The 25,097-nt window shown below is 42.6% G+C and carries 20 protein-coding genes and 1 pseudogene; 17 read left to right on the top strand and 4 right to left on the bottom strand.

Annotated features, from left to right (window positions below; genetic code table 11):
• Positions 1–160 precede the first annotated feature (160 nt).
• From ABID29_RS07690 to trxB, 5 genes are all read left to right on the top strand, one after another.
• Positions 161–1,504, top strand: a complete 1,344-nt coding sequence (locus ABID29_RS07690) for a DEAD/DEAH box helicase (protein WP_354365575.1) — start codon at positions 161–163, stop codon at positions 1,502–1,504.
• A 722-nt stretch (positions 1,505–2,226) separates the two neighbouring features.
• A complete protein-coding gene (locus ABID29_RS07685) occupies positions 2,227–3,033 on the top strand; it encodes an amino acid ABC transporter permease (RefSeq protein ID WP_354365574.1) in 807 nt (268 codons plus the stop codon).
• Positions 3,033–3,776 (top strand): amino acid ABC transporter ATP-binding protein, encoded by a 744-nt coding sequence (locus ABID29_RS07680; RefSeq protein WP_168548739.1) that lies wholly within the window; start codon positions 3,033–3,035, stop codon positions 3,774–3,776. Before ABID29_RS07685 ends, ABID29_RS07680 begins: the two co-directional genes overlap by 1 nt.
• Positions 3,777–3,846: 70 nt before the next feature.
• Entirely contained in the window at positions 3,847–4,071 is a 225-nt protein-coding gene (locus tag ABID29_RS07675) for a DUF4059 family protein (protein ID WP_354365573.1), read from the top strand.
• 31 nt (positions 4,072–4,102) lie between these two features.
• Positions 4,103–5,017 (top strand): thioredoxin-disulfide reductase, encoded by a 915-nt coding sequence (gene trxB / locus ABID29_RS07670; protein ID WP_354365572.1) that lies wholly within the window; start codon positions 4,103–4,105, stop codon positions 5,015–5,017.
• 120 nt (positions 5,018–5,137) lie between these two features.
• Here the strand turns inward: trxB and ABID29_RS07665 are convergent, their stop codons facing one another.
• Positions 5,138–6,340 (bottom strand): hypothetical protein, encoded by a 1,203-nt coding sequence (locus ABID29_RS07665; RefSeq protein ID WP_354365571.1) that lies wholly within the window; start codon positions 6,338–6,340, stop codon positions 5,138–5,140.
• A gap of 447 nt (positions 6,341–6,787) precedes the next feature.
• Between ABID29_RS07665 and ABID29_RS07660 the strand changes: the two genes are divergently transcribed.
• The 12 genes and pseudogenes from ABID29_RS07660 to ABID29_RS07605 all read left to right on the top strand — a co-directional run bounded on the left by ABID29_RS07660 (position 6,788) and on the right by ABID29_RS07605 (position 24,104).
• Positions 6,788–7,069 carry a hypothetical protein gene (locus ABID29_RS07660; RefSeq protein ID WP_354365570.1) on the top strand — a complete coding sequence of 94 codons (282 nt, stop codon included), beginning with the start codon at positions 6,788–6,790 and terminating at the stop codon, positions 7,067–7,069.
• A 120-nt stretch (positions 7,070–7,189) separates the two neighbouring features.
• Positions 7,190–7,693, top strand: coding sequence for a hypothetical protein (locus tag ABID29_RS07655; protein WP_354365569.1), 504 nt, complete (start codon positions 7,190–7,192; stop codon positions 7,691–7,693).
• A 17-nt stretch (positions 7,694–7,710) separates the two neighbouring features.
• Positions 7,711–7,887, top strand: coding sequence for a hypothetical protein (locus ABID29_RS07650; RefSeq protein WP_354365568.1), 177 nt, complete (start codon positions 7,711–7,713; stop codon positions 7,885–7,887).
• 17 nt (positions 7,888–7,904) lie between these two features.
• The gene (locus tag ABID29_RS07645; RefSeq protein ID WP_354365567.1) at positions 7,905–8,630 is read left to right on the top strand and encodes a hypothetical protein; all 726 of its coding nucleotides are present in this window, start codon (positions 7,905–7,907) and stop codon (positions 8,628–8,630) included.
• A gap of 242 nt (positions 8,631–8,872) precedes the next feature.
• Entirely contained in the window at positions 8,873–9,226 is a 354-nt protein-coding gene (locus tag ABID29_RS07640) for a hypothetical protein (protein WP_354365566.1), read from the top strand.
• A gap of 90 nt (positions 9,227–9,316) precedes the next feature.
• Positions 9,317–9,817, top strand: a pseudogene (locus ABID29_RS07635) (lipase family protein); the annotation flags it as partial.
• 106 nt (positions 9,818–9,923) lie between these two features.
• Entirely contained in the window at positions 9,924–13,865 is a 3,942-nt protein-coding gene (locus ABID29_RS07630) for a DUF1002 domain-containing protein (RefSeq protein ID WP_354365565.1), read from the top strand.
• A gap of 2 nt (positions 13,866–13,867) precedes the next feature.
• Complete coding sequence (locus tag ABID29_RS07625) at positions 13,868–16,981, top strand: NADase-type glycan-binding domain-containing protein (protein ID WP_354365564.1); 3,114 nt, start codon at positions 13,868–13,870, stop codon at positions 16,979–16,981.
• A gap of 139 nt (positions 16,982–17,120) precedes the next feature.
• A complete protein-coding gene (locus ABID29_RS07620) occupies positions 17,121–20,939 on the top strand; it encodes a G5 domain-containing protein (protein WP_354365563.1) in 3,819 nt (1,272 codons plus the stop codon).
• Between the two features lie 206 nt (positions 20,940–21,145).
• Entirely contained in the window at positions 21,146–22,612 is a 1,467-nt protein-coding gene (locus ABID29_RS07615; RefSeq protein WP_354365562.1) for a nicotinate phosphoribosyltransferase, read from the top strand.
• Positions 22,609–23,433, top strand: a complete 825-nt coding sequence (nadE, locus tag ABID29_RS07610; protein WP_354365561.1) for an ammonia-dependent NAD(+) synthetase — start codon at positions 22,609–22,611, stop codon at positions 23,431–23,433. The genes ABID29_RS07615 and nadE overlap by 4 nt, the downstream gene beginning before the upstream one ends.
• Positions 23,434–23,441: 8 nt before the next feature.
• Positions 23,442–24,104, top strand: coding sequence for a hypothetical protein (locus tag ABID29_RS07605; RefSeq protein ID WP_354365560.1), 663 nt, complete (start codon positions 23,442–23,444; stop codon positions 24,102–24,104).
• Positions 24,105–24,293: 189 nt separating this feature from the next.
• On the opposite strand, the gene ABID29_RS07600 is transcribed toward ABID29_RS07605, so the two are convergent.
• From ABID29_RS07600 to ABID29_RS07590, 3 genes are all read right to left on the bottom strand, one after another.
• Positions 24,294–24,410 carry a putative metal homeostasis protein gene (locus tag ABID29_RS07600; RefSeq protein WP_168548727.1) on the bottom strand — a complete coding sequence of 39 codons (117 nt, stop codon included), beginning with the start codon at positions 24,408–24,410 and terminating at the stop codon, positions 24,294–24,296.
• A 114-nt stretch (positions 24,411–24,524) separates the two neighbouring features.
• Positions 24,525–24,689 carry a hypothetical protein gene (locus ABID29_RS07595; protein WP_354365559.1) on the bottom strand — a complete coding sequence of 55 codons (165 nt, stop codon included), beginning with the start codon at positions 24,687–24,689 and terminating at the stop codon, positions 24,525–24,527.
• Positions 24,690–24,872: 183 nt separating this feature from the next.
• Positions 24,873–25,097, bottom strand: a 225-nt coding sequence (locus tag ABID29_RS07590; RefSeq protein ID WP_354365558.1) for a hypothetical protein, incomplete at its 5' end; no start/stop codon positions are given.

The raw sequence follows: 25,097 nt of genomic DNA, 5'->3' as shown, positions 1-25,097 counted from the left end.
ATGGAATGGGGCAATCAAGATGCTTTTGAGCAAGAGAGTGGCAAAGCACTGACCGGTTGAAGGCAGAGAGCTAGCTGGATTTAAGGCAAGGGGCTTTAGGGCTTTTGTCTTTGGCCGAGCGCTGATAGTATAATATAAGGAAGTAGAAACGAGGCGTATAATGAATTTTACAGCATTTAAGTTTAAACCCTACTTGCAGGAGGCGCTCAAAGATTTACGCTTTGAGACGCCTACAGAGGTTCAGGAAAAGCTGATCCCGATTGTCCTAGCGGGACATGATTTAGTAGGAGAGTCAAAGACGGGTTCAGGGAAGACCCATACTTTCTTACTCCCTATTTTTGAACAATTGGATGAAGACTTGGAACACGTCCAGGCTGTGATTACTGCACCTTCACGTGAATTGGCGAGCCAGATTTACCAAGCGGCCAAGCAGCTGGCAGCCCATTCCCCACAGGAAATCCGAGTGGTTAACTATGTCGGAGGGACAGATAAGCTCCGCCAGATCGATAAGTTGACCAGTAGCCAGCCACATGTAGTGATTGGGACGCCAGGCCGAATCTATGATTTGGTTCAATCAGGAGGTTTGGCCATCCACAAGGCTAAGACGTTTGTCGTTGACGAGGCAGACATGACGCTTGATATGGGATTTTTGGACACGGTTGATAAAATCGCAGCCAGCCTCCCTAAGCAGGTTCAAATCCTAGTCTTTTCAGCAACCATTCCACAAAAGTTGCAACCATTTTTGAAAAAATACCTCAACCAGCCTGTCATAGAGCAGATTAAGAGCCATACCGTTATTGCAGATACGATTGATAACTGGCTGATTTCGACCAAGGGGCGAGACAAGAATGCTCAGATTCTGGAATTAACCCATCTGATGCAACCCTATCTGGCTATGATTTTTGTCAATACGAAGGATCGGGCAGATGATCTGCATCGTTATCTGGTGGAAAATGGTTTGCACGTGGCTAAGATTCACGGGGATATTCCGCCACGCGAGCGCAAGCGGATCATGAATCAAGTGAAAAACTTGGAATTCCAATACATCGTGGCGACAGATTTGGCGGCGCGGGGGATTGATATCGAAGGCGTCAGTCATGTCATTAATGATGCCATTCCACAAGATTTATCCTTCTTTGTTCATCGTGTGGGCCGGACAGGCCGCAACGGCTTGTCAGGGATTGCGATCACACTCTATCAACCCAGCGATGACAGTGATATCCGCGAATTAGAAAAATTGGGTATCCGCTTTGTGCCAAAGGTGGTTAAAGATGGAGCGTTTCAGGATGGTTATGACCGTGATCGCCGAGCCAACCGTGAGAAAACACGGGAGAAACTAGACATCGAAATGATTGGTCTGGTCAAGAAGAAAAAGAAAAAAATCAAACCAGGCTACAAGAAGAAAATTAAGTGGGCAGTCGAAGAAAAGCGTCGTAAGACAAAGCGTATTGAGGCGCGTGCTAAAGGAAGAGCAGAGCGCAAGGCTAAGCGCCAAACCTTTTAGCTCAAGCCTAGCCGTTTTTGCCAGACACGGACAGCTTGACCAAAATGAACTCTCAGAAAGCAAAATGTCAGATGAAGGGCCATTGCCTAGAGGTTATTTGCCGTCTATTCTCAGGGAGATGAGTAAATTTGCGACTAACCCCTAATTTTTCAGGAAAGATTTCAAAAATGCATGCGGCTCAAAAAGAGTTGGATGCATTTTCTTTATCCGTGTATCATTTGAAAATGTTAACGGCTACATTTTTGCGTCAAAGAGTTATAATGACTATGACAGTTCAATAAGGTTAGTGGATTTTAGAAGGGAAGACACGATGATGAAAAAATGATTGCTGGCTATCACCGCAGTAGTGAGGTCAAAACCTTTCGATGCTTTAGCAGCAGTTTAACCCTTTGAAAGATTGATTAAAGGCTCATGATTAGTTTCAAGTTAATAAGTTCCATTATTTTTATAGCATTCGCTGGTTTGGGAGTTGCTTTGGTGAAGAACCAGTCAAAACTAGACTTTCCAAGGCACTTCAAACGTTATCTGTTCATTTTATATACCGTAATATTGGCCCTCTTGATATACTATTATCTAGTGTTCCTCCTGTTGGGCTATAATGCGTGAGTTGTCATAAGAAATACCTATCAGGTTGATTGGAAATCTTTAAGACGCCAATCAGCCTGATTTTATGGTTTTTGTGTTACAATGAACCTAATGCACCTTTTAGAAGGAGACTTGTCATGACAGTTTTTACCCTATTAACAGCAACCCCCGACTGGTACAAGGACTTGATGACCTTGATTCCCGACGGGAAGATTTTTAATTTACGAGCAGTCTTTGATGGCTTACCACAGATTGTGGCCAAGTTACCCGTGACTATCGGATTGACCTTGGGAGGTGCCGCTTTTGGTCTCATCTTAGGGCTGATTTTTGCTATCGTTAAAATTAACAAGGTCCCTGTTCTTTACCGCCTGCAGGCTCTTATGGTTTCATTTTTACGGGGGACACCGATTTTGGTTCAGTTGATGTTGACTTACTACGGCATTCCCTTGATGCTTAAGGCCATTAATGCCCGTTTTGGAACCAGCTTTAACATCAATGATGTGCCAGCTTACCTTTTTGTCGTAGTCGCCTTTGCTTTTAATGAAGCAGCCTATGCCAGTGAAACGATTCGGGCAGCAATAGAGTCTGTCGATCCAGGTGAGGTAGAGGCGGCTAGGAGTCTTGGCATGACCAATGCTCAAGTTTATAGCCGTGTGATTATTCCTAACGCTGCAGTTGTTGCTACGCCGACCTTGATCAATAATTTGATCGGCCTGACCAAGGGGACTTCCTTGGCTTTTAGTGCAGGGATTGTTGAAATTTATGCCCAAGCTCAGATTTTGGGTGGACGTGACTACCGGTATTTTGAACGTTTTATTTCTGTTGCTATCGTTTACTGGATTGTTAATATCTTGATTGAGCAACTAGGACGTTTTGTCGAGCGGCGGATGGCCATCAAAGCGCCTGAACAAGTTGCCTTAAACACGAAAGGGGGGGACCGTTAATGATAACCATTTCGCATTTGACCAAGACTTTTTCAGGCCAAAAGGTTTTGGATGATATCAGCTTTGAAGTGAAAAAAGGGGAAGTCATTGCCCTGGTCGGTTCGTCAGGGGCAGGGAAATCAACCCTCCTACGATCCTTGAACTATTTGGAAAAACCAGATAGCGGCCAGTTGGCCATTGATGATTTCACTGTAGATTTTCAGACCATTCATAAGGATGATATTTTAGCCCTGCGTCGTAAATTGTCTATGGTTTTTCAACAATTTAATCTCTTTAGCCGTCGGACAGCCTTAGACAATGTCAAGGAAGGGCTCAAAGTCGTTAAGAAGATGTCCGATAGTGAAGCGACAGCATTGGCTAAAGAAGAATTGGCCAAGGTTGGTCTGACAGACCGTGAAAATCATTACCCACGGCACTTATCTGGTGGTCAAAAACAGCGGGTTGGCCTTGCCAGAGCTTTGGCAATGAAACCAGACGTTCTATTGCTGGACGAACCAACATCCGCGCTTGATCCAGAATTGGTTGGTGAAGTTGAGAAATCAATCGAAAGAGCGGCTAAGTCCGGCCAAACCATGATCTTAGTTAGTCACGATATGGCGTTCATTCAGCAAGTGGCAGACAGGGTTCTTTTCTTAGATAAAGGGCATATTATCGAAGAAGGGACGCCAGACCAGTTGATTAATCACCCCAAGGAAGAACGGACTAAGGCTTTCTTTTCTAATTACAAACGCAACTTTATATGATATAATAGAGGAAATAGGGTCTGTTGGTGAGCAACAGGCTCTTTCCCCCTTTTGCTGGGAAAGGAGAAGCATGTTAGTCAGGATTTTGAGTCTCTACCTTCAAAGCCTTTTAGTGACAACACTTGTGGTGTTACTGCTTGGATCAATTTGGTTGATGGGTCAATCAATTGGCAAGAAAACGAAAGCGACAAAAACGCGTCGAACAGCCCTCTACGAGATGCTTTTGGTCGCGGTTATGGTGATTCCCATCTTATCTTTTGCGACGATGGGATTGATTTTAATGTTTAGCGTTTAATGACCACTAAACAACAGAAAGGAAGATGGATATGTATGATACGTTGATTATTGGTTCGGGCCCTGCGGGCATGACAGCTGCGCTCTATGCAGCGCGAGCTAATCTCAAGGTTGGCTTGTTAGAGCGCGGGGTACCTGGTGGCCAGATGAACAATACAGCTGATATTGAAAACTATCCAGGGTTTGATTTGATTTCAGGTCCTGAACTCTCAATGAAGATGTATGAACCTCTAGAAAAATTCGGAGTAGATAACCTCTACGGCTTTGTCCAAAAAATCGAAGATAATGGACGTGTTAAGCGTGTTATCACCGAGGAAGAAACCTTTGAGGCTAAGACAATTATTTTAGCGACAGGCGCCAACCACCGCCATCTAGGTGTTCCTGGAGAAGCAGAATACAACAGCCGGGGTGTTTCTTACTGTGCGGTTTGTGATGGTGCTTTTTTCCGTGATCAAGACTTGGTTGTTGTCGGTGGTGGGGATTCGGCGGTCGAAGAAGCGATTTACTTGACTCAATTTGCCAAGTCGGTGACCATTGTCCATCGCAGAGATGAACTTCGGGCTCAGAGGATTATCCAGGACCGTGCTTTTGCCAACAGCAAGATCTCTTTTGCTTGGAACAAGACTGTTGAGGAAATAAAAGGTGGCGACCGCCAAGTTGAATCTGTGCTTCTCAAGGATACCCAGACGGGAGAATTATCTGAATTGGCTTGTGGGGGTGTGTTTATCTATGTTGGGCTTGATCCGGTTAGTGAAATGGTCGCTGATCTGGGGGTAACCGATGAAGCCGGTTGGGTTCTAACGGATGACCAGATGGCGACTAGTCGACCTGGCCTGTTTGCCATTGGAGACGTTCGTCAAAAACACCTGCGGCAAATCACAACTGCCGTCGGGGACGGGGCTATCGCGGGCCAACAAGCCTATCAGTACATTGTGGCGCAAGGATAAAAAGCTTATTGAACTATCAATACTCCGTGTTGAAATGAGTAGGGGTTGATAAGTTTTCAAATAGAATAAGAAAAGCTTGAAGAGAGACCAAACTAGGGAACTCTTCAAGCTTTTTATATGTCAGTAGGCTTTAGGGAAATCTTCTGCTTCAGATGTGGGGGCTAGTGGAAGACATTCTTGCCAAAAATCATCTCTGGGTTTAATGAGATAAGAATAACCAGATGATGGGAAAGTCCAGTTTTTATTTTCAAAATAAGACATGGTAGCATTAGGGACAGTCATATCAATATTGTTCTTATTAGGATTGTAGTCCCCAAACTGTTTTAAAATCAGAACAAATTTATGGGATTGGTGAGATTGGATTCTGACATTGCACTTGAATTGTTTAGCTGGCGACAACAGCTTAAAATGTTTAATCCGAATAGGAAACGGAGCGATATATTCGTGCTCGGTCTGCACCAAGTAACTGTCTTGATGAGCAAAGGACCGTAGTCGGTAGAAGACTTTATAGGGATATTTGTCATTTTCGACATATCTTTCCTCAGCTTCAACTTCCAAAATATATTCAACACCGTTGATGATCAAGGAAGTGAGTCGGCTACTTTCTAGGAGTTCTTTTTGGGTGAAAGAATATTTAAACTCAAAATAGTCCTTTTGTGGTTCAGAGGGTTTAGGAAAATAAGTTTGGTAGGATTTCTTGTGGATAATTTTGAAATTTCGTTGCGCCATTCGAGGAATAACGACGATATCGTGGTGATAAAATTCGTAGAATTGCTTTCGTTGAATCTGGTCTAAAAAGTCTTGTTGAATAAATTCAGAATTCAGTAGGTCGTGGTTGGAGAAGGTTTCTGTATTGCTTAGCCTAGTCAGACAGTAAAAGAATACCCAAGTTAGATAGTCTGCATATCGTTGTTGCTGGATGAGTTGGCATAAAAAATCAGAATCAATTTTAGGGTCATCAGGTTCCAAAATATGATGTTTTTCAAAAGTTAAGCATCTGATTTTTTGTGCGACTAATTTTGTGGGAAAATTTCTCTCTTTTTGCAGTTCTTGACTAATAGCTGTCAGGCTTTCTTGACTATGATTGTTTTGATAGAAAAAACGCCTTAATCTTGTCGGAATATTTTTCCTTTGTTGGAAGTAAAGAGAACACTGAGGTGGTAGAACATAGTAATTGTTCTTTAAGGTTTGCACACCAAAAAGTTGAAACAGTTCATTGATAGCAATTTCCTGAGTGGTCCAGCCAAAATGTTTTTCTTCGGTTTTGTTAGTTAGGATGATTGCTTGCAAAACATTGCTAAGGCAGAGTCTATTGGTTTCCACAATTTCCCCCTTCGGCATTGGTCTATACACATGTTATATCATAAAATAGTGCTTAAAACAAGGTATTTAGAAGTTAACTTTTAAAAAGTAAATTTATCAAAAAAAACAAAACAATTCCTTTTTAAAACAAAAAAAGTGATGTCAAAAAAGTATAGAAAACGTTTTGATATGCTGGTAAGATTGAAGTTGAATAAAAATATGTCTTAGAGAAATAAGATTTAAATAGACGTGTCAGGTGTTTAGGCAAACAAAGTCTAGGAAAGTTGAGTAACTTTGATTTTCTAGACCCACTTGTCAAGTCAAGTACAACGGTTTAATCATATCTGTGACAGTCATATCTTAGTTGCTTTGAACTAGTTCAAAGTGGCCTTTGCAATAGTTAAGCAATAACATTAGTAACACTTGGGATTGAGATATCCCCATAAACTTATTTAGAGGAGAAAAGGAATGGAACAACTACGACAGTTCTGGCACAGTTTGACCCAAAAGTCGCGCTTATTGGTGATAGGCTTGGTAGCGGGTATTTGTATCTTCCTTCATTCGGGCTTTAGCTCAGCAGGAATTTATTGGTATGATGGAGAAGCTTTCACAGCTGGTAGTTTCTTTTTGCCAGATAAATACCAATACAACTTCTTTGGAGAAGAGGATATGAACACAGCCTATAACTGGATGTACGGAGATGAGCATGAAGAGCTCAAATTTCTCAATGAAGAATTGGCTAAGGCATAAAAAAATAGGAGGCCTTATCCTAGGAGTGCTCTTGGTTGGTGGAGCAGGTTATCAGTTGCGTCGAGAAGAAGACTTTAAAAAGGCGCTAGCAAAATTGGTTTAAGAGAAGGAGGAGAACAGATGTATTTACCATTGTGGCTATGGATAGTCTTCGTTGTTGTAGGGGGAATTGCTTGGATTGCCCAAAAGGTTTTTGTGCAACCAGGACTTGAACAGAAGGAAAAAGATTGTATTTCACAAGGTTTAGCTAAAGAGAGAGACCCTTACTTGATGAGACAATTGCATACCTATTATTTGAGCCGTGAGATTCCTGTAGGCCAGGTCTTAGAACGAATAGACCTATCTTTTTTACAGCAACATCTAGTGAAATGGCATGTTGGAATTGCAAAGGAGAAACTCTTTATGGAGACGGGTAACTTAGAAGCTATTATGGCTTTTCAAGCTGTTTTCCAAGAAGGAAGTCAAAAAAATGGAAAGATCTATCAGGTTGCTGTAACCTGTCTCAAGGGAGATAGCCAAGCAACAAAACTCTATCGTCTCCCTTATAATATCTTTTTGACCCATATTGAAGCGGTTCTAAAGGAATTAGACCCAGATGTTGAAGTAGAGCGAAAATTGATCTAATAGGGTAGGAGATTTTTATGGAATGGTTAGCTTTTATTGTTCTGATGGCTATTGGATATGGCCTCCTAACATTGATGGAAAAAGGAATCAATTTTTTGGATGATAAGACAGAACAAACTTACAAAAACTATCGCAGGCAAAAAGAAAAAGAAGCTGAGCAGATAAGCCAGAGTGATAAGCGAACTAAGCTGTAACTGTTAAAGGAGCAGGTATGAAAAAGATAATAACCTATTTCAGTTTTTTCAGTCTCGTATGCCTGCTGTCTGGGTGTCAGCTTATTGATCAACTAAAGTCGAACATGGCTTCCAAAGGTGCCAAAGAAGAGTTTATTGAGCGATTAGCCAAGTTCACTACTCCTAATGATCAGGGGTTGATTGGCATAAAGGCTGAGCGACAGTATCCAAGTGGCAGCACTAATGTGAGAACTATCATTATTGATACAGAAAAAAGCATTTATAGCGATAGTTGGGAATGGAAATTCGAAGACGGATCAACTGCTTATGATAACATCATAGAAGACGATCGATTTAGATATATTAGTTCCGAGAAAGAGAGTCAATATTTAAGAAAGGAAAGAAGTGTTGATGCTAAAAGTATTGTAGCGAATTATAAACGAAACAGGAAAGATGCCTTGGCATATTTGAGACGATTTCCTGAAAAAGATTTTTATTCTAAGAATGGGAGCATTTTCATGAATACAATTTATAAGGTTGATGACCATGTGCTTTATGCACTTAGTGATGGTGTAGCGATAGACTTTAATGAATTTTCTCAGGAAAACCCTATTCTTCCAAGCACTGAAGAAGATGTTTATCTTAGCGGTGACAGTCTAGTATTTGAATGGAAAGATGGAGGCAAATCTGTAATAACAGCTTTTTCTCCAACGGATGCTCCTCAACGTCCGGATAATTATTATGTTGAGTCGGAAGAGGAATAAACAATAAGTGTTTTAGAGAAAATTAGTGCTGAGTCTAGCAATGAGTATAAAGATAGGAATTAGCCCACGTGATATCTTCCTTTTGTTGGCAAAGGTAGCGCGGTAGTACTTTATAGTTTCTGTACAAAAAGCAACCTTTTCAACATCTATTGTTCTGAAAAAAACTTACAATAGTCAAGCTATTAATTTGTTAAAACTTGGGATTAAAAATCCTCACAAGTTTATTTTACAAGGAGATTGCAATGAAAAAAATTATTTTAAGTATCGCATTAGGTCTTACTCTCTTTCTGTCTGCCTGCTCGTCATCCTTCTCAATTGAAGGCATGTGGCGTAGTAGTGGGGGAAAGATTGTATCCTTTAACGATGGCGAGGTAAGCCCGACTTTGTTTGGTTTTCCAGATGGTCCAAATGGGAGTTATAGCTTATCAGAAGGCACTGATGCAGATGGGAACTACACCCTTAGTGGTACACACCTGACAGGTGGAAATGTAGAATATAGTGTAGAGGTTGAAGACAGGAATCATATTGTTTTAAAACTGAAGACAGATAATGTCTTGTCTTTTGCACCAGAGCAATTGGTCTTGGAGCGGCAGTAAGCTGGAGTTTGTCATTAGAGTAGTTAGATATGGAAAAGCAAAAACAGTTTCTTTTTAAGTGGTTAAAGTTAATCGGATGTTTTAGCTTATCGTGGAACTAATGATGCTATTGATTGGGGTGAACATTTTGGAGGTTTGTTACCTTCTAGACTAGTGAGTTGGAGTCGTTTTGAGTTATTTGAAAATGAAGATAGCTCACATGCTCAAGATGTCTATGCTCGTCAAACGGCACATAGCCTTGCTTCTGAATTAAATCTCAGTAATAAAAATGTAAAAATGTATATTACAGGTCATTCCTTAGGGGGGAGATTATCCCTTATTTCAAACGAATACTTTCAGCAGAAATTACTGTTTTCTCAAAAAATAGAGAAAACAGTAACCTTTAACGCTCTTGGAGTTTTTGGGATGAAGCATAATAAAGCTTATGAGGGGAACAATATTAATTATGTTATTTCTGGGGAGATGCTAAGTTCCATTGGTTTTGGTCCTCAAAAAAACGAGAGGAAACTTGAAATAAAAACAGTTTCTGATTCCTCTAAGAAACATGACCTTTACCACTTCTGGCAGCACATAGGTGTTCAGGGAGAGTAACTTAAAAATCAGAGAGGTTTTTGCCTCTCTCTTTGTGCATTATCTGTTAAAAAAACTTGGCGAGGTTTGCGCGTGTTTGTAGAATCTTGCTTGGGAAGAGGAGAGAATGAAAAAATGGTTGTTATTGCTGACTTGTTGTAGTGTGGGCTTGTCAGGAGTTGTTAGGTTACAGATGCCGTCAGGTTTTGGGACGGATCTTGTTTATGCAGCTGAACGGCGGTTGGACAAGCCTTTGATGTCTATTGGTCACTCTCTGACTGAGGAACAAGCGACAGAAACCAAACGTTTGTTAGGTGATACTGGCATGGCTAACGAGGATATTTTAAGGGTTGATGGTAAGGTTATTGCCAAATACCTTGATGATGTTGATGCCGGTGCTCAGATTTTTTCGAGTGCTTACATCAAACCTATGGACAAAGGCTATGGTGTGCAGGTAGAGATTGTGACACCTTCCAAGATTACCAAGGTATCGTCAGCGACCTTCCAAAATGCTGCTATTACGTCAGGGATTACTGACGTCTTAGTACGTGTTGCCTCTGTTAATGAGGTATCTGGTGAAGGGGCTTTGGCAGGGATTTATGCACTCTTAGAAGGAGCGGGGATCGAGTTGGATCAAGAAAGTGTCCAAGTCGGTCAAAATGAAGTTGGACTGATTGATGGAATCAAGTCTGAGACTGGCCTAACCGACTCAGAAGCCAATAAACTGATGGGACAACTAAAAAAAGCCATCACTGAAAAGACAACGAAGAAGGAAAAAATTTCAGACGATTGGTTGAAAAAAGCAATCGAGAAAGCTTTTAAAGATTTCCAAAAAGAAATTGGTGATGCCTTGAAGGGAGCCATCGTGGACTGGCTCAAGGATTTTTCAGCCACTGAAGTGGCACAGAAAAAAGCAACGATTCAACAGCTGGAACAGAGTCTTTTATCAGAAGAGTGGACAGATCTCTTGGCAGGGTTTGATAAGGTCTTGTCCAAGGAAGAGATTTTAGACCTTCCTCGTGAGGATTATAGTGATACTAAAGTCTATCCAGCGATTCTCCAGAAGCTCTATGGAAAGTTGCTCAAGGAAATCAAGGCAGGCAATCTGGCCACTATTAAGTTGATTTATACCCATACTTTTGTGCTTGAAAAACTATTTGGAACTACATCTGAAAAAGTTAAAGTGGCTCTGAACTATCTCCGCATGCTCTGCTATTACGCAGTAGCCAGTGCAGAGGATTCTCAGCTGCCAGCAGCCTTAAAGCAAGCAGATCGTCCGTCTTGGCTAGTCTTTGAGACAACCAAGGCCAATTGGCTTCATGCGATTGAACGCTACAAGCAATTGGCGCAACTTCCGGAACTCCAAGAGATTATTAACCGTATTGGGATCGCAACAGGTTATGCCTATGAGGTTTTCCTCTTTGAGGATATAGCACAAAAAGGTGATATTGTCACGGCAACAATTAGTTGTCCCTGTTTGGAGGGTCAGAAAAAAATCAAGGTTCGCTATAATGTGAAGACAGGACAGTGTCAGATTAAAGGAGGGAAGAAGAACCTTAGCCAAGAACTCTATGACTTCAAAGGTCTGTATGGCAGTCCTGTGGAAAACAACTATCAGAAATTAGTGGATGACATCTCCCAGTATCGGATTTTAGCAGAGGATAAGTTGCTCTTTTCTCTTCGAGCTAGAAATCGTGCAGCACGTTTGGCCTATAAGGCTGTCCTGATGGACCATTTAGCCTATATCAAGGGTGAATTAAACTTAGAAGAGCAACCACTTTTAAATCAGGAACACCTTGTGATGGAGGATCTCCGGACTAAGCAAAACTTTTACTACGGTATTGTGGATACCAATGGCGATGGTCTGGAGGAGTTGGTGGTCACTGATGCTGTTAGAGAGAAAATCATCGGTTTCTATAGTTTTGATGGTTCTCAGGTTCATTTTGTAGGAGGAACGGGATACCGGTCAGATCTTCAAATTTTCAGAGATGGGTTTATCGTAAACGCGGGTTCTGGTGGTGCTTATCTCTCTGGAGCGACTCTTTATCGGATGCAGGTGCGTGGCTCTGAGTTGGAAAAACACCTCTCTGTCGACAAAGAGTATCGTGCGCCTGATTTTGATGCGATTACCTATACTGTCACTGCTACGGACGGTACGACCAAACAATATGACAGCGAAGAAGCTTTTGTTCAAGCTCACCCAGATACGGCCCCTTATTTTTCGGTTGGCGTGAGGAAGATTGTGGAAATAGCAGAGCAGGCGGATATTTTGGACACCTCCGACTTTCTTGATGCCTCCACTTTAGAATCAGATGGACAGCTTGCAGAAGAAGCTGAAGAAGAGGAAATAGAAGAGCATTCAGAGACTGAACAAAACCTAGTTGAGACGGAAAGGGAATCCCTGTGGAGCCGGGTGAAAAATGGTCTCAAGCGTTTCTGGCAGGGCTTGACCTCCTCGGAAAAACAGGCGAAGAAAGTCTCCTTTAAGGCCCTCAAACGCGCTTATCAAGGTGTTCTGGATGAGTATGCGCAGGTGATAGAGCTGCCTATAGAAAAAGCAGAAGCTAAAGCATTTCATCATCTTAATGAAGTCCAGGTAAAATGGTTCTCTGACTATAAGCAGAGGTACGGGGACATTGTTTTCTATGCTTATGAGGATCTCAACAGAGATGGCCTTGTAGAATTGATTGTTGCGGATAAACATTCTGAGAATCATAGAGTAGTGGGCATTTACACTTATGATCAGAATCAAGTGGTCAACCTTATGTTCTCAGAATTGGAGGCTTACTCGCTTGATCTAGTGTCAGGTTTTAATCTTTATAAGGATGGTCTAATCCATTACTATATGGAAGCTAGTGCCTCTACAGTAGCTCATTATTTTGGGAAAATTGAAGACGGACGTTTAGAATTGATTGATCACTACGAGAGTGACGGAAAAATATTAAAGGATGCCTTGACTGGGGAAGTCTATAGCCAAGAAGAGACTCTGCGACTCCATAAGGATTATATTGACCGTGGTTTTGGCAAGATGATTCCAGAGCCGTTTCAAACGCGGCGACTACGTTTTGAAGCTCTCTCACAGTCGGTGAAGCAGACCAATCAAACCAAGAAAGCCAAGTCCAAAGATCAGGCAGATCCTCAGATGACTATGAAAGAAGAGGAGATTGACCGTGGAGACTATTCTAGTGTCTTGGGCTATTGGGAGTCTGATTTAGGAGATCTCTGGTTCATCACTGAAACAGGCCTGGGAGGAGAGGAACCTGGATTCAAGGGGCTGAGAACGGGTGAGACACGTAAGCTTGACGATATTCATGAGACAGAATATTTCCGGACTAGGGCAGAAGATAATCACCTTATGGATGTAGTGGCAATGTCAAGAGGGACTCGTACCATTCATTACAAGTACGTGCCAAAAGGTTCTCGGTATTCACCGACCTGGTATGGAGAGGATTCGGAGTACCTCACTGCCGAGGAGGACATGATTCTGACGGTGATGAATGGGACAGATGGGGTTTATGCCATTTACAGACGAGCAGAGCACGGCGAAGCGAAAGCGATTATCAGAACCCACCTTATTGGTGGAGGGCTCCTCTTTTCTGTGCCGACAGAATTAGTGCTTCCTTCCACCTACCCTGATAATATCAATGTTCACCGACTGGATATGAGAGATGTGCTGGACTATTACAATACCCATTACAGGGAAACCTACTCTCTGGAGATGGTCTTGGATGATTTAGGCTCTGTTGAGAGGAGATCAGGTAAGGCTTCGGAGTTGTCCATCTCTGATTTGGAAGAAATTCAAAGCGCATCAAGCGGGATGGAGTGGCTGTATTTTGAAGGAGATCAGCAACTGATCTTGACGATGGGACACACAGGGCACGCAGGATCATTTCCAAAAGCAGCTCCAGTATCGGACTGGGAAATAAAAGGAGATACCATCAGAGTCCCCGTGTTAACTTTTGACGGCAGACCACATGGGGAAATCATCCTCAAGAAAAATAAGAAAAACTATAAGGGCGGACGCAAGAGATCATCCTATTATGTAGATGCCTATAGAGAGAAAGGGTAAAAATGGAGGAAAACTATTTTATCAATCAGCGGGAGAATGAGCCTACTTTTTGGAGTGCCAATGTGGATTATTTTAAGGGAGTCTTTTCGTTTAAGGGATATACGACAAGGAGAGGTTATGTTTACTCTTTTATTGGTCTGATTATTTTATATACTGTTTTTCAAATATTATCCTGGCTGTCTTTAATGAGTGATTTGAATCACTATAATTATTATAGTAATTCATCCGTGGGAGTAGGTTTTGGATTTTTTCAAATCATCAGCATTTTACTTTTCGTGCCCTCAGTGGCTCAAGCGGTGCGTCGTGCTCGAGATGCAGGTTTGACCGTTAAGGGGTATCTCGTTCTTGCGGTAGCTGGTTTTATCCCAGTGATTAATGTTGTAGCATGCTGTTTTGCAATTTATGTTGCTCTTCAACCCTCTGACGGTCTGTTAACCGATAAGCCTGATCACTTCTTTTTCCGCCAACGGCCTCAAAATAGGTTCGATAGTCAGGCGGAACAAGGGAACTTTTACCAAAGAGAACCACTTGCTACAAATCCATTTAAGGGTCATGAGGAATTGGGGCGAGCGATTCAAGACTTTTCTGACACCATGGGACGAGAAATAGACAAGCTTGTTCAGCCAAATCCTAGTCCAAGTCAGGTGAATCTAGCTCAACCGCCGCAGGAAAATCAAGCGATTCGAGAGCGATTAGTTCCACAGGAGCCTCTTAAGCAACTAGAAGTGGAACCTCATCAGTTTTTAGACTCGCTGGAAGTTGCAAATACTCCGTCGATGTCAGACAGACTTCGTCTATCAGATCAAGACAGGCATTCGCCTACTTTTCAAAAGAGTGAAGAGTCAGATGCTGTCAAACTCTGGGTAGAACAGTTCCAGGTCTTCCATGGTCGCAAGCCTCAGCCTCAGGAATTTTTAGAAGCCAAGCAAAACCATTTTGCCCTGGACAGCTTGATGGATTACGAATCCGAAGACGTTCTAGCTACCGCATCAGTTGTACCAACGCAGGCAGAGTCGTCTGAGCCAGCACTCCAAGAACATTTTGGTCCAGATCAATCGTCGGATTCGTCGGCAGAACTTGCCGCAAGAGAATCCTGGATAGAGCTTTTCCAGGCTATACACGGCCGTCATCCAAATCCGGAAGAGGTTCAGGAAGCGTGTCAAACAGGCTTCATCCTGCCTAACCTAAGACCTCAAGAAGTGAACGATGTTCCAGTATCAGAACGATCATCCATCCTGTCTACTGAGGTTGAAACTCTTGAACCCCAGCCTGAGGAAAGTCTGAGTGCGATGCCATCTTCGGAAGAACCAGCCTCCCTTGATCCTAGTAAGTCCTGGGTAGAGCTCTTCCAAGCCATACAAGGGCGTCATCCAAATCCAGAAGAACTTCAAGAAGCACGTCAGACAGGCTTCGTCCTGCCTAACCTAAGACCTCAAGAAGTGAACGATGTTCCAGTATCAGCATCCATCCTGTCTACTGAGGTTGAAACTCTTGAACCACAGCCAGAGGAAAGTCTGAGTGTGATGCCATCTTCGGAAGAACCAGCATTCCTTGATCCTAGTAAGTCCTGGGTAGAGCTCTTCCAAGCCATGCACGGTCGCAATCCAAACCCGCAGGAATTTCAAGCGGCACGTCAGACAGACTTTCGCCTGACGAATGATTTAGGTGTGGAGCAAGCCCTAGAAACTCAGAAAGAAACGAAGGAGAGCGCCGAGTTTTTTCACCCCTTAACTGATGTGGAGGCTTCGGATGGTAGTTATCAAGGCTTAAAACCAGAGGAGGCGCTTGAAGAGATGCCTGCCTCAGAAGAGGCCAAACAACCCTTCCTAGCGCCACTTCCTCAGAAAAGACAAAAACGAAAGTGGCTCTATGGACTCGTAATCTTGATTCCCTTGCTTGCTGTTGGCTCTTGGTTTTTGATGGGCAATAGGCTGAGCAGTAAGGAGGTCGATCTCTCAGAATATGCAATTGCCGTGACTGCTTCTGGGGAAAATGGATCAGGAAAAGCAGAGGTAGAAGTGCTGGAGGGACCCTCGTTTGAGGGAATTTCAGAAAAGGCGCGTGAGTTTTTGGAAAATCCTAAGGTAACCATTAGGCCAAAAGATAAATTAAGCAACGGCGACCGTATCGAGGTTGAAATGAGTCTGGATGAAAAGGAAGCTAAGGCCCTAGGCCTTAAACCAGTCGGTGAGTATTTTGAATACTTCAAGATAGATGGTTTGAAAGAAGGGACAAAAGAAACAAAGGCCGAAACTCAGGAAAAGCAGCCTCCAGCTCCTGTAGCAGGACAGCTGCAGAAAAACAATATCAGTTCGGTCTCAGCCACCTCTTACTTATCTGAACCCCAGTATCAACTGGTCCATTCGCCTCAAAATAGTATTGACGGAGATGCGTCTACCGCTTGGGTAGAGGATGTTAAGGGGCAAGGTGAGGGAGAGTCCCTGACGCTTCAGCTAAATGGAACCTACCAGATTACCAAGCTTGCCCTCATGCCTGGCTATCAAAAGGACGATGATCACTTTTACCAAAACTCTCGTCCGTCGAAGGTACGACTGAGTTTTTCGGATGGAAAACAGGAGGAATTTGATCTTGCAGATCGACAAGGAATTCAGGAATTAACCCTATCCTCACCAGCGACCACCTCTTCAGTGACGCTTACTCTCTTGAAGGTCTATCCAGGAAGTCGTTTTGAAGATACAGCTATCTCAGAGGTTAGCCTTTACGGCCACCAATTCAATCAGAACAGTTCCCAAAGCCAATCCTTGGAAATAGCTCTGGAGTCCTTCCTACAGGATTATCGGGCTAAAACGAACCAATCCCTGTCTAGTCGTTCGGCTAGCTACATTAGGGGAGCTTTTACGTCAGAGAGTAATCCTTACTATGTGGATACTAAAGCCTATATAGAGAATCAGTCAGCTAGTGATGGCATTGCACGCTATGACTCACGAACGGATCGTTTATATAATATCTCAGAAACTGATGATCAGGTGACCTTTAGTTTGGATTATACGACGGTTATCCACTATATGGATGGCCGTTCCCCTCAGACCATAAGCAATCGTAGAGATTACATCCTTAAAAAATCAGGCAATAGCTTCCGAATTGAGAAATTTTAGTTAGCCCCTAGAGGCATTGGTTAGTAAGGGAGGATTGATGAGAGGAGTATCTCTAACCAACCTTCCTAGTCAAAAACCTTAAACTGGAAGACTGGCTTATTTTATGAACACAAGGTATTAACAACAAAAGGAGAATGGTATGGACCAAGTACCGAAATTACGAAAACGTCGCACGGGCCAGTGGGCCATAGTTGCAGGTCTGGCTTCAGTTAGTTTGTTGCTTTCTCAACCTACTGAAGCAAATGAACAGCAGTCTATCTGGGTTGCTCGCACTGTCAAAGAGATAAAGAGGGATATTGAAACCTCAGAAGATAAAACTAAATATTTGATTAAGTGGGGAGACACCTTGTCCACTATTGCCCAGGCTTTAGAGATTGACTTGCAGGTCTTAATCCAGATTAATCAGATTAGCAATGCGGATCTCATCTATGCAGGTAATGTCTTGTTTATTAGTCAAGATGGGACGCGTCTGATAGTTGATAATGGGCAAGTAGCACAAGCCTATGTTGTCCTAGAGGACACGGACGCATCAATAGAGACAGTTGTTCCCCGTGTCGAATATGTGGCAGAACTCCCACGGGATGATCAAGAAGCTATCAGCGATTTTTTAGAGAGTGGTAGTGATGAGTCTACAGATAGTCAGGTTTCGCCCAATAGCAACTCTCCTTTCCATGCTACGAAAGAAGAGCCTACCCTATCGGCTCAGCCTAGCTCAGAAATTGTACCAACTGTTATAGCAACTGAAACTATCATAGACATTAATCAATCTACTAATGAGTTGAGGCAAGATTCAGGACTTGATTTGGAAGTCTCTGAGCCTCAGTTGACTAATAATGAACAGGAACGAGTTGACAAGGGAGAAGACGCACCGTTAGTAACAGATTCTGGAAACAAGCCATTGACTGAAGCTCCGAAGGAAACAGATTCGGTAGCTACAGATAAGGGAAAAGGCAGTGATGGTCTGGCAATTTCTAATGAAAACGTTATTAGTGATACGACACTTACCTCGGAAGAAGCTCCTGGCTCAGACCAAGATAAGAGTGACCTGAAAGGGGAGGATGGAGTTGTTTCAAGACCAGCCGATTCGGAGCTTCCTCAAGCAGAGACAGGGTTGCTAAAAGGTCAAGACCAGAGTCATGCTGATACTCCTTCCCGACCTGAATCCGAAAAAAATCAGGATGGGCAAAAAGATAAGGAACCATTACCAACTGGTCCAACTGTTTCTCAACCGACACAAGATCCTGACCATAACTTGTCTGAGGTAACCTCAGAGCTTGTATCTGTCGAGACAATAGTAAAAGAATCCACCAAGAGGACTGAAAAATCTCCAGAGGAACCTCAGGTGTCCAGTCAAGTGTTGACTTCAGTGATTCGTGATAATCAAAGAGTGGATACCGTTGAGACCAAAGAGCAACTGGAGCCGGAGACGATTTATATCGAAGACTTCTCCTTGTCAAAAGGGACAAGGATTGTGGAAGATGAGGGAGAAATTTCCCAAAAGATTCGTCAAGAAAACTGGTTTTACAATACCCAAGATGAGCTTGTTCACAAGGAAATGATTTCGGAAGAGTCACCGACTGGTCGACCTCGTGTGATCCGTTTGGGTATGGGAGTGACAAGTATAGAAATCGTACGTGAGAAGCAAGAGCTATTCAATCAGGTGAAGGAAATCTTAGATGATACCTTGCCAAAGGGGGAACGGTATTTAGAAACTGCCGGTCAATATGGTGCCCTAACCGTCTTAAAGCGTAGAACCTTGCTTGATGGAGAAGTGATTTCAGAGGATGAAATCAGCCGTGAAACGACGCCAGCAATCGACGAAGTATGGCGGATTGGCACTAAGATTTACAATCCTGAGGAATTCTTTGCGCCAATCATCGATCAACAAGAGAGCAGCCTTTACACCTTCCACGATATTGACGGTGATGGGAATAAAGAGTTGATTCTCGCAGAGCCGACAAGCCATCTGGAGAGAATTACTGCCATTTATACCGTCAAAGGAGGACAGCCGACGAAGGTAATTGATAGTGGTGATAAGACGATTATCAATATCTTTGAGAATGGGTTGATAAGGAAGTGGAACATTCATAGTAATTACGATTTGTCTCGTGATATTAGGATTGACTGGAACCGGTTGGAAAAAAATACTAGTAAGAATCTTCATCACTTTATCCCAGAAGGAGCGTATTACAGCACAGAGTTGTTACCTGGTGAAGCGGACTCACAGCGAATTGACAATGGCGCCTACAATCAATTTGAAAAAGGTATTAGAGATAAAACTAAGGAAAAATTGGATTTCATCTGGTATCAGACAGATACAAAAGCAGAGGTAGCTAAAGAGATCTCGGACTTTCTAACGCCGAGAGAAGCTTATCTGCTCTATGAAAAAATGGCTGAAAAATATGGTTATATCTATCCTCATCGTTTACTTACAGGAGATAGGACAGAGTTTTACCGTGAGCATTATAATATTAATAGATCAAAACAGCTTATTTTTCACTATGTAAATTCCGGACTGGCAGGTGGTGGAGACATTCGATTTGTTAAACGTGATGATGGTAATATAGATGTTGTGACTTACCATGGAAATTTTAGTTTTTCTAGCCGAAGAGCAGATATGCACGAAATTGTCACCAGGAATGGAGAATTAATTCAAAGGATATCTTACCCTAAAACTTGGAGACCGACAAAGGAGCAACTTCAGAATGCTGAAAATAAGATGCGTCAATTTTTGACTCAGAAACACCCTGATTTATCTGGTCACTATAATTATCAGGTATTCCAGGATCAATACGATTATCAGTTTCTAATTTTTAGGTCTCCAAAATCTTACTGGACATTTGGTGTAGATTTAGTGGATGACAAAGTTTACTATCTTGAAGACTTTAGAAAAACTGACATTGGATCTCGTTATCTCTTTAACTTGAAAGAAAGTGATGAACAAGCAGATTTCCTAAAGCAAGAATATGATGCTTATCAAGAATATCAAGCCTACCAAAACAAAGACTCCGACGGTGATGGTATTCTTAACAAGGATGAAAAACCAGGAGAAGCTGGTGTTTGGAATGTTTCAGACCGTGATTTGGCGATATTTGCAGCTTTGGCGTATGCTAAGCCGGATCAAATGTTTGTATTTGAGAATTTAGATGACGAGGGTAATAAACCTCAAAAACTTTCTAAAGATAAAAGAGAAAAAATTAATAGTTTAGGACAAATTGATGGTCTAGACTTAGGTGCTAGTGATGAGCAATTATTTTTAAAATGGCGAATTGTGGGGAGCAGTACACAGCTCATAGATTCAATTGATAACCAATTTATTGCTGCATTTGAAACATATTTTAATCCAAATGCTATAGGGACTTGGAATAATACAATTATTTATGCTGATGAATCTAATAGAAATCTTGTTATAGCTTATAGAGGTACGGATGATGGGGGATCCGAAAATTGGGAGGATTCTAAAATTCTTGTTAATTTTAATCAGCATAAAGATAAGGTTAAGGAAGATGTACCTAAAATTTTAAATATGCTTGAAGCAAGGGGGATTCACTATGAAAATCTTTATATAACTGGACATTCTTTAGGTGGCTATCTAGCATATCATGCGGCAGATAAGATTTTTGAAACAGAAGCTAAAGCTAAGCTGAGACGAGTGGTTAATTTTAATGGTCCAGGAGTATCATTGGATTTAGGAATGTTTAATAAGTTATTTGGTAAGGAAAATGTGATTCATTACAGAGTGAAGGAAAATGAATTGATTACTGTAAACAAAGCCATAACAGAATTTCAAACTTCTCATCCAAATAAAGTGATAGAGTTATCGTCTGTATTAAAATCAGGGTTAGATAAAAGAGACTGGTGGTATAATCATAATATGTACTCGTTCTTCTATCATCTTGACGCGGGAACACGAACGTCAAAAGATAAGTTTAAATCTTTTGGACAAGGTGGTTGGTAACTTAAAGCCTCTCTAATGATTATCTCCCTCCCCACCCGTTCGGGTGGGGTTTTGTGCAGTCCAGGGATTGTTTTTGGGAATGTTTATGAGCACTGATGGCTTCTAGAAATGAATGGAACCGACAAGCGGTTCCCTAACCCTATATGCTTCTCTTCTTTATGGTATAATAAAGTTATTATCGTCTCAGATGAGAAAAGGAGAGGCCTATGTACCCTGATGATTCATTAACCCTACACACAGACTTGTATCAGATTAATATGATGCAGGTTTATTTCCAACAAGGCATTCACAATCGCCATGCGGTTTTTGAGGTGTATTTTAGAAAGCAACCGTTTAACAATGGCTACGCTGTTTTTGCTGGTTTGGAACGCTTGGTTCATTATTTTGAAACGCTGACCTTTAGCGAGTCAGATCTGGCTTACCTGCGTGACGAAGGCTATCCAGAGGACTTTTTAGCCTACTTGGCAGATTTTAAATTTGAATTGACGGTCAAGTCTGCCCGTGAGGGGGATTTGGTCTTCGCGAATGAGCCGATTGTTCAAATCGAAGGGCCCTTGGCCCAGTGCCAGCTGGTAGAAACGGCTGTGCTTAACATTGTCAATTATCAGACACTGATTGCGACCAAGGCAGCGCGGATTAAGTCAGTCATTGGCGATGAGCCCCTTTTGGAATTTGGAACCCGCCGTGCGCAAGAGATGGATGCAGCCATCTGGGGGACCCGTGCAGCCTTCATCGGAGGGGCGCAAGGAACCTCAAATGTTCGCGCTGGAAAACTCTTTGGCATTCCGATTGTTGGGACGCATGCCCACGCTCTAGTTCAGGCTTATGGGGATGACTATAAAGCCTTCAAGGCCTATGCAGAAACCCACAAGGACTGTGTCTTCTTAGTGGATACCTATGATACCTTGCGCGTTGGGATGCCTGCGGCCATCAAGGTTGCTAAGGAAATGGGTGATAAGATCAACTTCAAAGGTGTTCGGATTGATTCAGGGGATATGGCTTATATTTCCAAAAAAGTCCGTGAACAGCTGGATGAAGCTGGTTTTACAGAAGCTAAAATCTATGCCTCCAATGACTTAGATGAAAATACCATCCTTAACCTTAAAATGCAAAAAGCTAAAATCGATATGTGGGGTGTTGGGACCAAATTGATTACGGCTTATGATCAGCCGGCTCTCGGTGCTGTTTATAAGGTTGTATCGATTGAAAATGACGAAGGCATCATGGTTGACTCAATCAAATTGTCTAACAATGCTGAAAAAGTATCAACGCCCGGCAAAAAACAAGTTTGGCGGATTACCAGTCTGGAAAAAGGCAAGTCTGAAGGCGATTATATCACCTTTGCGGATGCAGATGTCCCTGCCATGGATGAGATCTACATGTTCCACCCAACTTACACTTATATTAACAAGACGGTGAAAAACTTTGGGGCAGTTCCGCTTATGATTCCGATTTTTGAAAAAGGCAAACGGGTTTACGAACTGCCAACCCTTCAAGAAATCCAAGCTTACGCCCGTACAGCCTTTGAAGAGCTTTGGGATGAATACAAACGAGTCCTCAACCCGCAAATCTATCCTGTCGACTTGGCCCAAGAGGTCTGGGACAACAAGATGGCATTTATCGATCAGGTGAGAAAACGTGCTCAGGAACAGAGTGAGGAGGTTCAGGGATGAGTTTGCAAGAATCAATTATTAAACAACTTGGGGTCAAGCCTGTCATCGATGCGGATGAAGAAATCAGACGGACCATCGATTTTTTGAAGGAATACCTCTATAAGCATCCTTTTTTGAAAACGTATGTTCTTGGCATTTCTGGGGGACAAGATTCGACGTTGGCCGGTCGCTTAGCCCAGTTGGCCATGGAAGAAATGCGTGCGGAGACGGGTGATGCGGCCTACCGCTTTATCGCTATTCGTCTGCCTCATGGCGTACAAGCGGATGAGGCAGATGCCCAAAAAGCCCTAGCTTTTATCCAGGCTGACGAGGTCCTAACCATTAATATCAAACCAGCCACAGACGGTATGATGACTGCCTTGGCAGAAGCCGGTCAAGCCATTTCTGACTTTAACAAGGGCAATATCAAGGCTAGGCAGCGGATGATCGCCCAGTATGCCGTTGCTGGCCAACGTTCGGGAGCTGTTATCGGCACGGATCATGCGGCGGAAAACATCACTGGTTTTTTCACCAAGTTTGGCGACGGTGCTGCGGATATCATGCCCCTCTTTCGCCTCAACAAGCGCCAGGGGCGGACCTTGCTTCAGGCTCTTGGAGCGAATGCTAGCCTCTATGAGAAGGTACCGACCGCTGATTTAGAAGAAGATAAACCTGGTCTAGCGGACGAAGTGGCCCTTGGCGTCACTTATGCGGCTATTGACGATTACCTGGAAGGCAAGGAAGTCTCTCCCCAGGCTCAAGAAACCATCGAAAATTGGTGGCTTAAGACTGAGCACAAGCGTCATTTACCGATTACAGTTTTTGATGATTTTTGGAAGTAGGTCGTCCTATGGTCTCTTTCTTTAAGAAATTTTCCAAGCCAGCTGGTCCAGCTTGGCTACCAGCTACGGTAGAGAGCATTAACTTATTTGACCATTTGGATGATCAGGTCATGGTCTTGGTCAACCAAGAAGGTGAGCCTTTTGATAACCATCTTCATATTTGTCTGACACAGGAAAGTTTTGACATGCAAAGTCAGGTCTATAAGGTTCAAGGGAAAATGTATGCCTTAGGGATTGCGGGGGACTATGCTCTAAGGCTATCAAACGTAAGATCCGTGATCCTGCATGGTTTTCCTGCAGGATCAGTGGAGATCCCATTGGATAACCTAGAGACCCTGAGGGATGTGATCGATAGTTTCTGCGTTATGTATGCTTTTGCCAGAGGCCAGTTATCGCAAGAAAAGGCCTACGATATCCTTAGACATAAGACAGTTTTTTACCTAGGGGAACCCTTCTTAGGGCGAAAAGGATCGACGTTTGGATTTGAAACAATTCTGAGAGAGGAAGGGCGCGAGTCTGTCAAGCTCTTTCTGACAGCCCAGAGCGCAAGTCGTTACAATGCTCATAACCATCCAATAACCCCAGTAGAACTAGAATCCATCAAGCAATTTGTGTCAGGACAGTTCCAAGTAATTTTAGAACCACATCGCAATTATTGGGTAGAATTTTAGGGACCTCTGAAGCTTCCTTATTCCTGGGGATATCTGAAGTTTACCGCTGGCTACTGGTCGTTTTAAAGACTAATTAGGACTTGTTTCCATACAAATACTAAAAAACATCTCGCTAGGTGATGAGCCTGCGAGATGTTTTTGTCTGACCATTTAGGGATAGAATGGTTAAGAAATCAATACGCTTAGGGATTAGCGTTTGCCATGGCGCTTATGCTCATGGATAATTTTTAGTGCGCGTTTGCGCGTTTTGATATTTGGACTTTTTAGCCTGCGATAGGCTGAAGCCAAATCGGTTTTTTCTGCCATCGGGTCCTCCTTTTAAAAAAACTTATCAGACAAGGCTGATAAGACTAGTCTACCACAAAATAATTAACTGGTAAAGTATTTAGCTAAAAAATATTAAAAATCCTGAGATCAAAGCTACTCGGAAGACTTCAATCCCCTGAGAAGAGAGAGGGTTGTACTAAGCAGCCCGATCAGGCAGGCCAGCATCAAGACCTTATTGTCCTGTTGATAAGCAAGATATAGAATGATGCATTCAGCTAAGCAGAGCAAAAGGTGGAGTGTGATTGTAACTTTTTTCATAAAAACTCCATTTAGGCAAATTTTGAGAGAATAATCCTACTGGTATTATAGCAAAAAGGGAGATTGGCGACAAGGCAAGTCAGCAGCCATCCGTGAGATGGAATACGGAAGCGCGTCGGTTTCAAGAACATGGACAACCGCTCAATGAATCTAGCCATCTAGTTTTTAGGGCTTTGGTAATAGTTAATCCAAAGTGGGGAAGGGGATTATGAAGAGGCATAATGCCATTCTGGCTTTTCGATAAGTTTCTGAAAACCATGTTACCGAGCCTGAAGAGGTCCCTTTTTCATATAACCTTGGTGCAAGATAGTACGAATCATTCCCCTTGTTTCCCAGCCCAGTCCCCGTGCCTATTTTGAAGGCCTCAAAAAGAAAAATCGCCACGAAAAGTAGCGATTTTTCCATTTG

The sequence above is a fragment of the Streptococcus rupicaprae genome, from assembly GCF_040545225.1.
Lineage (GTDB): Bacteria > Bacillota > Bacilli > Lactobacillales > Streptococcaceae > Streptococcus > Streptococcus rupicaprae.
The sequence above is the reverse complement of the archived record's forward strand: the minus strand, read 5'-3'. Positions and strand labels throughout refer to the sequence as shown.

What these genes read in the sequence shown, in the direction of transcription:
- ABID29_RS07690 (WP_354365575.1), top strand. Translation starts at nt 161, where the DNA reads ATGAATTTTACAGCATTTAAGTTTAAACCCTACTTGCAGGAGGCGCTC.
- ABID29_RS07685 (WP_354365574.1), top strand. Translation starts at nt 2,227, where the DNA reads ATGACAGTTTTTACCCTATTAACAGCAACCCCCGACTGGTACAAGGAC.
- ABID29_RS07680 (WP_168548739.1), top strand. Translation starts at nt 3,033, where the DNA reads ATGATAACCATTTCGCATTTGACCAAGACTTTTTCAGGCCAAAAGGTT.
- ABID29_RS07675 (WP_354365573.1), top strand. Translation starts at nt 3,847, where the DNA reads ATGTTAGTCAGGATTTTGAGTCTCTACCTTCAAAGCCTTTTAGTGACA.
- trxB (WP_354365572.1), top strand. Translation starts at nt 4,103, where the DNA reads ATGTATGATACGTTGATTATTGGTTCGGGCCCTGCGGGCATGACAGCT.
- ABID29_RS07660 (WP_354365570.1), top strand. Translation starts at nt 6,788, where the DNA reads ATGGAACAACTACGACAGTTCTGGCACAGTTTGACCCAAAAGTCGCGC.
- ABID29_RS07655 (WP_354365569.1), top strand. Translation starts at nt 7,190, where the DNA reads ATGTATTTACCATTGTGGCTATGGATAGTCTTCGTTGTTGTAGGGGGA.
- ABID29_RS07650 (WP_354365568.1), top strand. Translation starts at nt 7,711, where the DNA reads ATGGAATGGTTAGCTTTTATTGTTCTGATGGCTATTGGATATGGCCTC.
- ABID29_RS07645 (WP_354365567.1), top strand. Translation starts at nt 7,905, where the DNA reads ATGAAAAAGATAATAACCTATTTCAGTTTTTTCAGTCTCGTATGCCTG.
- ABID29_RS07640 (WP_354365566.1), top strand. Translation starts at nt 8,873, where the DNA reads ATGAAAAAAATTATTTTAAGTATCGCATTAGGTCTTACTCTCTTTCTG.
- ABID29_RS07630 (WP_354365565.1), top strand. Translation starts at nt 9,924, where the DNA reads ATGAAAAAATGGTTGTTATTGCTGACTTGTTGTAGTGTGGGCTTGTCA.
- ABID29_RS07625 (WP_354365564.1), top strand. Translation starts at nt 13,868, where the DNA reads ATGGAGGAAAACTATTTTATCAATCAGCGGGAGAATGAGCCTACTTTT.
- ABID29_RS07620 (WP_354365563.1), top strand. Translation starts at nt 17,121, where the DNA reads ATGGACCAAGTACCGAAATTACGAAAACGTCGCACGGGCCAGTGGGCC.
- ABID29_RS07615 (WP_354365562.1), top strand. Translation starts at nt 21,146, where the DNA reads ATGTACCCTGATGATTCATTAACCCTACACACAGACTTGTATCAGATT.
- nadE (WP_354365561.1), top strand. Translation starts at nt 22,609, where the DNA reads ATGAGTTTGCAAGAATCAATTATTAAACAACTTGGGGTCAAGCCTGTC.
- ABID29_RS07605 (WP_354365560.1), top strand. Translation starts at nt 23,442, where the DNA reads ATGGTCTCTTTCTTTAAGAAATTTTCCAAGCCAGCTGGTCCAGCTTGG.
- ABID29_RS07600 (WP_168548727.1), bottom strand. Translation starts at nt 24,410, where the DNA reads ATGGCAGAAAAAACCGATTTGGCTTCAGCCTATCGCAGGCTAAAAAGT.
- ABID29_RS07595 (WP_354365559.1), bottom strand. Translation starts at nt 24,689, where the DNA reads ATGAAAAAAGTTACAATCACACTCCACCTTTTGCTCTGCTTAGCTGAA.